This is a genomic window from Labilibaculum manganireducens, assembly GCF_963665805.2.
Classification (GTDB): Bacteria; Bacteroidota; Bacteroidia; order Bacteroidales; family Marinifilaceae; genus Labilibaculum; species Labilibaculum manganireducens.
Map to the genome: position 1 here is coordinate 1,486,604 of NZ_CAXXEE010000003.1, position 10,747 is coordinate 1,497,350.

The 10,747-nt window shown below is 38.7% G+C and carries 9 protein-coding genes; 8 read left to right on the forward strand and 1 reads right to left on the reverse strand.

The genetic code is table 11. The features are described from left to right. The first annotated feature begins 82 nt into the window (after positions 1–82). From ACHZAX_RS05620 to ACHZAX_RS05650, 7 genes are all read left to right on the forward strand, one after another. Positions 83–439 carry a four helix bundle protein gene (locus ACHZAX_RS05620; RefSeq protein ID WP_320018351.1) on the forward strand — a complete coding sequence of 119 codons (357 nt, stop codon included), beginning with the start codon at positions 83–85 and terminating at the stop codon, positions 437–439. Positions 440–492: 53 nt separating this feature from the next. After that, on the forward strand, positions 493–1,623 hold the full coding sequence (wecB, locus tag ACHZAX_RS05625) for a non-hydrolyzing UDP-N-acetylglucosamine 2-epimerase (protein ID WP_320018352.1): 1,131 nt from the start codon (positions 493–495) through the stop codon (positions 1,621–1,623). Next, positions 1,623–2,816: a glycosyltransferase family 4 protein gene (locus ACHZAX_RS05630; RefSeq protein ID WP_320018353.1), complete on the forward strand. Its 1,194-nt coding sequence runs from the start codon at positions 1,623–1,625 to the stop codon at positions 2,814–2,816. Before wecB ends, ACHZAX_RS05630 begins: the two co-directional genes overlap by 1 nt. Before the next feature lie 17 nt (positions 2,817–2,833). Then, positions 2,834–3,781: an NAD-dependent epimerase/dehydratase family protein gene (locus ACHZAX_RS05635; RefSeq protein WP_320018354.1), complete on the forward strand. Its 948-nt coding sequence runs from the start codon at positions 2,834–2,836 to the stop codon at positions 3,779–3,781. Positions 3,782–3,875: 94 nt separating this feature from the next. After that, positions 3,876–4,844, forward strand: coding sequence for an MraY family glycosyltransferase (locus ACHZAX_RS05640; RefSeq protein WP_320018355.1), 969 nt, complete (start codon positions 3,876–3,878; stop codon positions 4,842–4,844). 88 nt (positions 4,845–4,932) lie between these two features. Further along, the gene (locus tag ACHZAX_RS05645; protein ID WP_320018356.1) at positions 4,933–5,403 is read left to right on the forward strand and encodes a WbuC family cupin fold metalloprotein; all 471 of its coding nucleotides are present in this window, start codon (positions 4,933–4,935) and stop codon (positions 5,401–5,403) included. Between the two features lie 457 nt (positions 5,404–5,860). Further along, complete coding sequence (locus ACHZAX_RS05650; protein WP_320018357.1) at positions 5,861–7,132, forward strand: mannose-1-phosphate guanylyltransferase; 1,272 nt, start codon at positions 5,861–5,863, stop codon at positions 7,130–7,132. Between the two features lie 1,568 nt (positions 7,133–8,700). Here the strand turns inward: ACHZAX_RS05650 and ACHZAX_RS05655 are convergent. Next, entirely contained in the window at positions 8,701–9,618 is a 918-nt protein-coding gene (locus ACHZAX_RS05655) for a carboxypeptidase-like regulatory domain-containing protein (RefSeq protein WP_320018358.1), read from the reverse strand. Between the two features lie 766 nt (positions 9,619–10,384). On the opposite strand from ACHZAX_RS05655, the gene ACHZAX_RS05660 reads away from it, so the two are divergent. Continuing rightward, positions 10,385–10,585 carry a hypothetical protein gene (locus tag ACHZAX_RS05660; protein ID WP_320018359.1) on the forward strand — a complete coding sequence of 67 codons (201 nt, stop codon included), beginning with the start codon at positions 10,385–10,387 and terminating at the stop codon, positions 10,583–10,585. The last annotated feature ends 162 nt before the right edge of the window (positions 10,586–10,747 follow it).

The following is a 10,747-nucleotide window of genomic DNA, read 5'->3' on the forward strand; positions in this document are numbered from 1 at the left end:
GAGCAGTAATTAGTTTTCAAATCAAAAATATCTAATCACTATTTACTAATAACAAGTCTCCATTATTTGAAAATTAATTGAAATGGTAAAAACTCATAAAGATTTAGAGGTTTGGAATAAAGCTATTGATTTTGTTACTGCGATCTATAGTGTGAGCAGTAAGTTTCCAAAGTCCGAATTATACGGATTAACATCACAAATTCGAAGAGCATCAATTTCCATCCCTTCTAATATTGCTGAAGGTGCAAGTCGAAATCATAAGGCAGAATTTATTCAGTTTCTCTATATTTCCTTACCAAGTGAAGCAGAAGTTGATACACAATTAATTATTGCTGGCAATTTGACTTTTATAGAAAAAGAAAGTCAACAAAAACTTTTATCAGAACTAAATACGATCTCCAAAATGTTACAAGGTTTGATCAAATCAATAAAAAAATAGAATATAACACAATGTCAAATAAAAACATACTAGTTACCAATAACCAATCACCAATGACTAAACTAAAGGTCCTTACTGTAGTTGGTACTCGTCCTGAGATTATACGTTTATCACGTGTTTTATTGAAATTGGATGAAACAGAAAGTATCGAACATATTTTGGTTCATACCGGACAGAACTACGATTATGAACTAAATGAGGTGTTTTTTAAAGATCTTGGTTTGCGTAAACCTGATTACTTTTTAAATGCTGCAGGAGGTAATGCGACGACTACAGCTGGTCAGATTCTGATTAATATTGATCCTGTATTAGAGGAGGTGCAACCTGATGCTTTTTTAGTTTTGGGCGATACTAATTCATGTTTGTGTGCTATTGCCGCCAAAAAAAGAAAAATTCCGATCTTCCATATGGAAGCAGGAAATCGTTGTTTCGACCAGAGAGTACCTGAGGAAACCAACCGTAAAATTGTGGATCATATCAGCGATGTAAACTTGACTTATAGTGATATTGCCAGAGAGTATTTATTGCGTGAAGGTCTGCCAGCTGATCGTATCATCAAAACAGGTTCTCCTATTTATGAAGTAGTTCATGCTTATCAAGAGCAAATAGATGGGGCGGACGTATTGGAAAGACTAAATTTAAAGAAAGGAGAGTATTTTGTTGTTTCTGCTCATCGGGAAGAGAACATCAATTCCGATAATTTTTTGAAATTGGTAGAGACACTTAATGCAGTAGCTGAAAAATACCAATGGCCTGTTATTGTTTCAACACATCCTCGCACCCGTAATAAAATTAACGATACCGGTGTTGTGTTCAATGCCTTGATTCAATTGATGAAGCCATTGGGTTTCCATGATTACAATCATTTGCAAAAAAATGCAAAAGCTGTTCTTTCTGATAGTGGAACCATTTCAGAGGAATCTTCTATCATGAATTTTCCTGCTTTAAACATTCGTGAAGCTCATGAACGTCCTGAAGCGATGGAAGAAGCCTCTGTGATGATGGTGGGTTTAAATCCAGAACGAATCATGCAGGCTTTGGCTATAATTGATACACAAAAGCGGGGAGAGGAACGTGATCTACGACCTGTATATGATTATTCGATGCCTAATGTGTCAGATAAAGTGGTAAGAATAATTTTATCTTATACCGATTATATAAACCGGGTTGTTTGGAGCAAATAATGAATATATTAATCGTATCCCAATATTTCTATCCGGAAGATTTTAAGGTGAATGATATTGCCTTTGAAATGAAAAAAAGAGGTCATTCTGTTACAGTTTTAACAGGTAAACCGAACTATCCGCAGGGTAGTTTTTTCGAAGGCTATAGTTTTTTCGGAAAGAAAGAAGAGAATATTAATGGTGTGAAAATAATTAGATGTTCCTTATTCCCAAGAGGGAATGGTTCTGGCATTCGTTTATTGCTGAATTATTTATCATTTGTGATTTTTGGGAGTATAGCTGCCATATTTAGGGTAAAGGGTAAATTTGATGTTGTTTTTGTGCATGAAGTTTCTCCAATAACAGTTGCTTTGCCTGCTATCCTATTGAAGAAAAAATTTAATTGCCCAATGTATTTATGGGTGTTGGATTTATGGCCGGAAAGTGTTACAGCAGCAGGCGGGGTAAAGAATAAGTATATTTTAGTCTTTTTAAAAGCCTTGGTTCGTTACATCTACAATTACTCTGATAAGATTCTAGTATCTTCAAAAGGATTTATAAGTTCAATACAAAATTTAGTGGGTAGAGATAAGGAAATAGTATATTTTCCAAATTGGGCAGAAGAAATTTTTAGCTGTCCTCCAAATAATGCAATTGAATTACCCAATTACCCAAAGGGATTTAATATTCTATTTGCAGGTAATATAGGTGAATCACAGAATGTTGAAGTGATTATTGAGGCCGCGAAATTGACAAAAGGTAAAATAAATTGGATATTCGTTGGAGATGGCCGTAAGCGTAATATGCTTGAACAAGCCATAGTGGAGTGTGGTATTGAAAATATTCATGTTTTCGGTCGTTATCCATTGGAAACGATGCCTGCATTTTTCCAAAAAGCAAATGCAATGTTGATCACTTTAAAGAATGAAGAAATATTCGATCTAATTGTTCCGGCAAAAATGCAAGCTTATTTAGCATCAGGGAAAGCCATTTTAGGTGCAATCGGTAAAGAGGCTTCGGATATGGTTCATGAAGCGAATGTTGGTTACTCTTGCAAGCCTGATGATTATAGACAGTTAGCTAGTAATGCTTTAAAGCTTTCAGAAGATGATACTTCAATTGCCTTGTTTGAGCGAAATTCGAAAGATTTTTATGAGAAGAATTTTGAACGGACCATTCTGATGGATAAGATTGAGCAAATCTTAAAAGATTAATGCGAAAACAGAAAATTATGAGTAAGAATATACTAATAACAGGCATCTCAGGTTTTGTAGGTCAAAATTTTGTTAAATACTTTAATAAGCAATCAGATTTCAAATTATTTGGATTGGATATTGTATTCGAGGAAATCGAAGGGGTAGAAAAAATTTACTCTTGGGATGAATTGGATAAGATTGATGATATGGATGTTGTTATTCATCTCGCAGGCAAGGCACACGATCTTAAAAAAACTTCTGATGAACAATCTTATTTTGATATCAACTATGGCTTAACGAAGAAAATTTACGATTGGTTTTTGAGTTCAAGCTGCTCCAAATTTTTTTTAATGAGTTCAGTGAAGGCGGTAGCAGATGTTGTGCAAGGCGATTTTCTAACAGAGGAAGTTCAAGCTAAGCCAATTACAGCCTATGGTCGTTCAAAAATAAAAGCAGAAGAGTATCTGCTGTCAAGGGACTTGCCAAGAAATAAATCGTATTTTATTCTTCGTCCCTGTATGATCCATGGACCGGGTAATAAAGGGAACTTAAACTTGTTGTATCGTTTTGCAAAATCAGGAATTCCCTACCCGCTGGGTGCTTTCGAGAATAAACGGTCCTTTTTGAGTGTTGAAAATCTTTGTTTTGTGTTTCAGGAATTCATCAACAGGGATATTGATTCGGGTACATACCAGGTCTCTGATGATGAAGCTTTATCTACCAATGAGTTGATCTCTATGATTTCGAATGCCTTAGGAAAGAAGCCTAAAATATGGAATTTGCCGGAAAAATTTATCAGTCAGTTGGCAAAAATCGGAACCCGATTGAAATTGCCTTTAACCGAAGAACGCCTCATGAAACTTACAGAGAATTACGTAGTTTCGAATGATAAGATTAAGGCTGTATTAGGAACGGATTTTCCCGTTTCGGCAAGAGATGGTTTGGTCAGGACAATAGAATCTTTTTCCAACCCGTCAAAATAGAATGATTTGGTCGAAAGGTTTTACGGGTAACAACTCCTTTCAATGAAAAATCACTACTAATTTATGAATCGTCCATGTATAAAGATTTCCAATAATGCAATATATCATTACTCTGATTGTTTTAGTTGCAATCCTACAGATCTATTTTAAGCTTGCCGATCATTTCAATATCATTGACAAGCCCAATCAAAGAAGTTCTCACACATCAATCACTTTACGGGGTGGCGGGATCATCTTTTATTTTGGCGCATTGGCCTTTTTCATTTCTTCAGGGTTTCAATATTCCTGGTTCTTTTTGGCTTTGAGCTTAATTACCCTGATTAGTTTTCTGGATGATGTGTTAACGCTTTCCAATAAATTGCGCCTAAGTGTTCATTTGGCGGCTATGGGTTTGTTGTTTCATCAGTTGAACCTGTTTGACTTGCAATGGGTTTGGATTGCAGTCGCTTTCATCCTGTTTATTGGCATTACCAATGCCTACAATTTTATGGATGGGATCAATGGCATCACGGGAGCCTACAGTTTGGCCGTGCTTTCCGGCTTGTGGATGATCAACAACTATCACATCACTTTTGTGGAGAATGAACTAATTTACTGTACCGGCTTGGGGCTTTTGGTTTTTAATTTCTACAATTTCAGAAAAAAAGCAAAATGTTTTGCCGGGGATGTGGGTTCGATTGCCATGGCCTTTATTCTGTTGTTTATGCTGGGGAAATTGATTGTATTGGAACCTTCGATTGCTGTTGTATTGCTCTTAGCCGTGTATGGCGTGGATTCTGTTCTAACCATTGTGCATCGATTGATTTTAAGAGAAAATATATTTCAGGCACATCGTAAACATTTGTATCAAATACTGGCAAATGAGGCAAAGATTCCACATCTGTTTGTTGCGCTAGTCTATACCGCAATTCAGATCGCTATCAATTGTTTTGCTTTATTTTTAATGCAGTCAAACTTTTCTGTATTCGTCACCATTCTACTCGTGGTAGGTCTGTTGATTTTGATGGCTTTTGTTTATGTGGTAGTCAAGAAAAAATATTTTCATTTGCACAAATTGGTGTAATTCAATACTAATGTAAATAAATTGAAGTTCCGGAATTGGAACAAAGTCCTATACTGTCCTTTTCCTTTTTTTTGAATACAAGCAATTAATGAAATACATCAATAACACATTACTGAACCAAGTGAGTCTTTCGGCTCAAAGTAGTCCTCGGAAACGCATGAATTACAATTTCCATGCAAATGGTGATGAATTATTGCAACGAATGCTCAATGCTTTGGAGCCTGAAACCTATTTGCCACCTCATAAGCATACAGCGCAAATAGAGATTTTTCTTTTGTTGCGAGGCAAAATAAGCGTGATCCTTTTTGATGATCATGGAACTATTACGGAAGTAAAGAAATTGGATCCATTCGTTGGAGAATATGGTGTGGAGATTCCAATAGGAGTTTGGCATACCATTTTAGTAGAGGAGTCGGGATCGGTAATTTATGAGATAAAACAAGGACCCTACTTACCCAATACAGGTATGGAGTTTGCTTCGTGGGCTCCAGAACCTTCAAAGAATGATGCTTGTGCCTTGTATCTTGCTGGTTTGGGAGAGAAAATACAAAATTTGTAATGAAAAATAAAAACTTCGGCGTACTACCCCGTAAGAACATGTTGTTCTTGCGGGGCCGAAGAAAATATACAAGTGAATTGTTCTTGCGAGGCTGATGAAGGAAGTCGTGGCAATCTGTTCGCATACAGGCAAACAAAAAAAGAAGGGGGCTACCAATAGTTGACAGATTAATTCAGTTCCCGATTTTCGGGATCAGAAAAACTGGCGGAGGCTCCCTCGCAAAGACAGATAAAAAGGAACACTGCAGTTGGTGCGGGGGCCGGCTCCCTCTCCTTCAGGAGAGGGTTGGGGTGAGGTGAGAAAATCAAGTAAAAAGTATCAAGTAACAAGAAAGAAAGCCGCAGCTGATCCTTTGCCACGTGCTTTAGCTCGTGGTTGAAAATTGATTCCTTGCAAGATGCTTTAGTTCGTGGTTAAAAAAGACAGAAGTCGCAAAAAGTAATAACAGCAACAGACAATGAACAAAAACAACTACATCGTAATTATGGCCGGGGGAGTCGGTTCCCGTTTTTGGCCCATGAGTACAGAAGAAAAGCCAAAGCAGTTTTTAGATGTTTTGGGAATTGGTAAAACCTTGCTGCAGCAAACCGTAGCCCGTTTCAAAACAATTGCTCCGGCTGAAAACATTCTGATCGTAACATCTTCGAAATATAAGGAACTAGTAATAGCTCAGTGCCCTGAGCTTCTGGAAAGTAATATTTTGCTGGAGCCATGCATGCGAAATACCGCGCCTTGTATTGCTTATGCAGCCTATAAAATAAAAGGATTAAATCCGAATGCAAATATGGTAGTCGCTCCTTCGGATCATTTGATTACCAATGAGGCGGACTTTGTGCGCATCATCGAAAATGGCTTGGATTTCACTGTTGCTAATGACACTTTGCTCACTTTGGGGATTCAGCCTCACCGTCCGGAAACTGGTTATGGATACATTCAATCGGCTTCGCCTTTAATTAATAATGATGATCCCGATAGCTATCGGGAAAGAATTAATAGTTCAGCTCAAATTGGTTCTGAAGGTAATTCTTATGTGAAAATGACCGATGTGGCTACCAACTTCTCCCCTTCAGGGGAGACCGAGAGGGGTATTTCTGATGATCAGTGTGGCAACTTCTCCCCTTCAGAGGGAACCGAAGGGGGTACTTTGGGGAAGGGTATTTTGGAGAGTGGTATTTGTAAGGTTGCTTCGTTTAGAGAGAAGCCAAATCTGGAAACGGCAAAAACATATTTGTCAGAAGGAAACTATTTTTGGAATTCGGGTATTTTCTTGTGGTCTCTTAAGAGTATTCTTTCTGCATTTGAATCTTTTGTTCCTGAAGTCGCAGGTATCTTTCAAAAAGGAGAAGCCTTCTACAATACAGAAAAAGAACAGGCCTTTATTGATGAAATGTTCCCCACTTGTACCAACATTTCCATTGACTATGCGGTGATGGAAAAGGCGGATAATATCTATGTGCAGCCAGCTGATTTTGGTTGGTCTGATTTGGGTACATGGGGATCGCTTTGGGAAAAACGCGAACGTTGTGAACAAGGAAATACTGTGGTTGGAGAAAAGGTTCATGTCTTTGAATCGAACAATTGTATTGTGAACATGCCAAAAGATAAAAAGGTGGTCATTCAAGGCTTAGATGACTATATTGTAGTGGAAGACAATGATGTTTTGTTGATTTGTAAAAAGGAAGAAGAGCAAAGAATTAAAGAGTTTCGGACGGCGGTGTTGGGTGCTTAAATTCAAAGGAGAAAGGTGAAATTCCAAGGATCAAGGAACCAAATTCCAAGGTTCAAATTCCAAATTCCAAATTCCAAGGAGAAAGGAGAAAGGAGAAAGGAGAAAGGAGAAATTCCAAAATCCAAAGCCCAACCACTGACTATTGACCATTTACCACTGACCACCAACAACCAAATTCCAAGGATCAAAGTTGAGTCTGCTCCTCAAAGTCCCCTTCAGGGGATTAAGGGGTTTTAGACTTTTCAGAGTGGACTCAAAGTTCAGATCCTTCCATCCGTCGGGCTGTCATCCCGATCCCGAGAATCGGGAGAGGGATCTGTTTCAATACAATTCAATGCTGTCTTTACTTTCAGTGATCCCGCAAGCTCGGCAGCGAAGCCGATTGAAAATACATGCAAAAGTTAAAGAAGTGAATTCTCCCATTATAAGGGGAGATGCCGACAGGCAGAGGGGTGTTTATGTTTACAATTAAACGATTGTCTGGGAAAGCGAATATTTGTGTATAAAAAGTAGCTAAAGTAGAAAGGGAGATTCCTCTGATTGCACACTTGAGCTGCCTCGCCTTCAGGAGAGGGTTGGGGTGAGGTGTTTAATAGAGGAAAGGCCGGGGAGAGGTGTTTCAACAAGCACTGACGAAAAGCCAAAATGGATGGGATCCTTCACTGCGTTCCTCCGTTCAGGATGACCACATGCGCAGTATTTCCATTTTGGGGCTAACTCCCTCGCCTTCAGGAGAGGGCTGGGGTGAGGTGTTTAATAGAGGAAAGGCTGAGGTGAGGTGTTTTTATATTGGAAAATGGATGTTTTTTTGTGGATTTTCATAACCTCATCCCCCAACCCCTTCTCCTAAAGTAGAAGGGGAGATTCCCCTGATTGCACACTTGAGCTCCCTCGCCTTCAGGAGAGGGCTGGGGAGAGGTGTTTAAAAGAGGAAAGCCGGGGTGAGGTGTTTAATAGAGTTGTTTAAAAGAGGAAAGGCCGGAAAGAGGTGTTTCAACAAGCACTCATGAAAAGCCAAAATGGATGAGATCCTTCACTGCGTTCCTCCGTTCAGGATGACCACACAGCGCAGTATTTCCATTTCGGGGCTAACTCCCTCGCCTTCAGGAGAGGGTTGGGGTGAGGTGTTTAATAAAGGTGTTTAAAAGAGGAAAGGCCGGGGAGAGGTGTTTCAACAAGCACTGACGAAAAGTCAAAATGGATGAGATCCTTCACTGCGTTCCTCCGTTCAGGATGACGACATGCGCAGCATTTCCATTTCGGGGCTAACTCCCTCGCCTTCAGGAGAGGGTTGGGGTGAGGTGTTTAATAGAGGTATTTAAAAGAGGAAAGGCCGGGGAGAGGTGTTTCAACAAGCACTGACGAAAAGCCAAAATGGATGGGATCCTTCACTGCGTTCCTCCGTTCAGGATGACGATATGCGCAGTATTTCCATTTCGGTGCTAAACTATTTATGAGGAACTAACAGCAGAACAAAACCCAAAGAAATTCAATTCTTTGGGTTTTGTATTTTAAAGCTTGCAGGAATGTTTCCATTTTTGGGATTCCGAATGACCGGTTCCCAATGACTATTGTAACCCGTTCTCTGTTTCCATTTCCACCTCAAGCACATTGGTTTCACCGTAACGGTGTACCAATTCCATGCTGATTGTTTTATAGGTTACGGCTTTAATTTGAATTTGATAGGTGCCCGGGTTCAGTTTATCAATTCGGAACCCGCCTTTTTTACTGGTACAGATGTGATCAATTCCCGCTTCAGGAATCAGGATGTGCGCCTGAAGAACCGCTAGTTTGCTTACCTTATCGGTAATGCTTCCGGATACGGCAGTTTTTCGACGCCCCACTTTCATCATGTTGGTAGCTTCCAGATAACTTTGATACAATTCGGGATCGGAACCGGCAAAGAGAGATTGCATCACATTGTCCAGTCTGATTTTGTTAATGTTGAGAATTTCTGCCCCCACATCTTTCAGTTCCTGATTCGAAATTTTTGTATTGCTCTTTATTTCCCTGGGTCTTGGAGCCAGATCGATATAGCCCGAGCGAAGCACCTTAAGATCTGCCAATTCTTCTGTACTCACAGCTGTTTCGGCCAGTTGATCGCCCAAGTTGTCACCAAATCTGCAGGTAAAGTCCAGTTTACTGATGAATTTTTCATCGGACAAATTCAGGTAAAACGAAACACTGCCCTTTAAATTGGGAAGATCTTCCAGTTTGTTGCTTTTCAGGCAATAATTGTAGAAAAGAAGATTAATGCGGTTCAGATAATTGGCTGCCAATGCCTTTGTGTTGTGTTTGGTAATGGTGGTGCCGCTGTAATTCGTTTGAGTAAGCTCCCACAGAACATCGAACCGATCCATTTTAGCCACTTGCAAATCAGTGATTTCCTTCACAACAGGGACTGCATCCAGTTTAACTTGATTACCACTTATAAAACCTCGAAATGTTCTTTGCATTTCTTTTTGAGACTCTAATGATTTTTGCATAATTTTTTGTTTTAAATGTTAGAAAACAGGAACATAACTCCGGGTACTTGAGCGAAGTACAGCTCAAAAATGAAACAGAGCTTGATTCAATGAAAAAACAAAGTCAATCCAGAACTTCACCAGGTGATCAAATGAAAATACAATGTGATTCCCGGACTTCACCAAGTGATTCCTGAACTTCATCAACTGATCAGAGGAAAAAACAAAGTCAATCCAGAACTTCACCAGGTGATCAAATGAAAATACAATGTGATTCCCGGACTTCATCAAGTGATTCCTGAACTTCATCAACTGATCAGATGAAAAAACAAAGTCAATCCAGAACTTCATCAGGTCATCAAATGATACCGGAATTTACTTCTGTTAATTCACTGATCAGAAATGGAGCCACAGAGAAATATTATTCCTTGCGGAGGATCCATCTTTGTCCGGAGCACTTTCGTTCCAGTAATCTACCAATGATTTATAACTAAATTTACAACTGAAAATAAATGACAATAGTTCGTTAAGGTTTTGTAAGTGCTTGATTTTTTAGAGTGATTTTTTGAACGGGTATGTGTTTCGATGCAAACATTCGAAAATAAGCGTATTGTAAATCAATCTAATACTTCATGTCTGATATCTAACGATCTATTGAAGGAAATAAAGCTGTTTTAATTGCTGTTGAAATAGAATTGAGTATTGATGGATAAAAACAATTGTTGAAAGTAAGTCATTTGCAGAAATCGCTTTGTGCAGATGATGCGGGTTGATTTGCACGAATTGCTTGGCAAATAACCCAGAGAGTAATTGGATCTGGTACCGGGAGACATCCGCCTGGTTCCTGATTTCCCATACTGATCAGGAGACGATAGTTGTCCGGATTCTTACCGGAGAAGCATCTCTTTCGATACGGCATCACATTCAAATTGATATTTTTCTTCGCATATCAACCTGCAAACAAAGAATTAAAACAGCTGTAACATAATTCTAAAATAAATGTAAATAAAAATATTTATATAATCCTTTCGGATGTTTAATTAAAAATCAAAATAAATGTTAATAATCATTAAAATCAGTCTGTTTGTCAGGATAATTAGTCTTTTAATCTATCATTATGGTGGTTGAAAAGTCCAAAAGTTAAAAAATC

What these genes read in the sequence shown, in the direction of transcription:
- wecB (WP_320018352.1), top strand. Translation starts at nt 493, where the DNA reads ATGACTAAACTAAAGGTCCTTACTGTAGTTGGTACTCGTCCTGAGATT.
- ACHZAX_RS05640 (WP_320018355.1), top strand. Translation starts at nt 3,876, where the DNA reads ATGCAATATATCATTACTCTGATTGTTTTAGTTGCAATCCTACAGATC.
- ACHZAX_RS05645 (WP_320018356.1), top strand. Translation starts at nt 4,933, where the DNA reads ATGAAATACATCAATAACACATTACTGAACCAAGTGAGTCTTTCGGCT.
- ACHZAX_RS05620 (WP_320018351.1), top strand. Translation starts at nt 83, where the DNA reads ATGGTAAAAACTCATAAAGATTTAGAGGTTTGGAATAAAGCTATTGAT.
- ACHZAX_RS05655 (WP_320018358.1), bottom strand. Translation starts at nt 9,618, where the DNA reads ATGCAAAAATCATTAGAGTCTCAAAAAGAAATGCAAAGAACATTTCGA.
- ACHZAX_RS05635 (WP_320018354.1), top strand. Translation starts at nt 2,834, where the DNA reads ATGAGTAAGAATATACTAATAACAGGCATCTCAGGTTTTGTAGGTCAA.
- ACHZAX_RS05650 (WP_320018357.1), top strand. Translation starts at nt 5,861, where the DNA reads ATGAACAAAAACAACTACATCGTAATTATGGCCGGGGGAGTCGGTTCC.
- ACHZAX_RS05630 (WP_320018353.1), top strand. Translation starts at nt 1,623, where the DNA reads ATGAATATATTAATCGTATCCCAATATTTCTATCCGGAAGATTTTAAG.